General features: G+C 51.0%; 1 protein-coding gene. It reads left to right on the top strand.

Annotation, left to right across the window (positions count from 1 at the left end; translation table 11 throughout):
• Positions 1–617, top strand: a 617-nt coding sequence (locus A3730_RS24705; protein WP_156501342.1) for a porin, incomplete at its 5' end; no start/stop codon positions are given.
• Positions 618–1,015: the final 398 nt, after the last annotated feature.

The raw sequence follows: 1,015 nt of genomic DNA, 5'->3' as shown, positions 1-1,015 counted from the left end.
TCAACGATATCGGCGGTGATATCAAGAACGTTCTGTCTGGCGAAAACCGGGTTTCCAACATCGTCCAGTACAGCACGCCTGCTCTGGGTGACCTCGTAACCCTGAACGCTGCATTCATTCCTGCAGAAAACAACGATATCGACGGTGACGGCGATCCGGAAACCGGCCTGGCAGACACCATCTCCGTGTCTCTGGTTGCTGAAAAAGACATGTTCTACGGTGCCATCGCTCACGATGCAGACATGACTGACGAGCTGATCACCGATGAAACCGGTACTAGCCCGACCATCGATATCACCCGTGTGGCTCTTGGCCTGAAGCCGGGCAACTTCGAAATCGGCGCACTGTTCCAGACTGCTGAAGAAACTGAAGCGGACGGCGAAGAAACCTCCTACATCCTGAGCGGTGCTTTCAAGATTGATCGCGTCAAGCTGAAAGCCCAGTACGGCATGACTGAAGGTGACGTATCCGACGAAGAAGCCACTCAGGTAAGCCTGGGCGCAGACTACAAACTGGCCAAAGCCAGCAAAGTCTACGCTTACGGTACACAGCTTGAGTTCGATGTGGCTGACACTGAAGAAACCATCTTCGGTATCGGTATGGAACACAAGTTCTAAATAAAAAAGCTCAGGCAGCACCGACTGGCTGAGCAGACTTTCCTCGACGCAAGTAACAGTTGCCCGCCTTTTGGCGGGCTTTTTTTTGAGTTATTCAGAGATTCCCTGGCCTTTTAATAGGCTTACCGCGAACCTCTCGCACTTTGCATGACGCTCAACGCCGAATGCCAGACGCGAAAACCACACAAACAGGAAACAAAACCCTGCTACCGCGCCGCTGTAGGAACAATGATGGGTTTTGTAAAACTTGCAATTAGATTGTGCGCTATTTAATATGGCGCTATGAGTAAAGACGCTAAATCAGACAATTCGCTACTCGACCTGGACATGCAGGTCTGTTTTGCCCTGTATTCCGCTCAGCTGGCCATGAACAAGGTTTATCGCAAGCTGCTGAAAAC

It is taken from the genome of Alcanivorax sp. HI0044 (genome assembly GCF_001634945.1).
The sequence above is the reverse complement of the archived record's forward strand: the minus strand, read 5'-3'. Positions and strand labels throughout refer to the sequence as shown.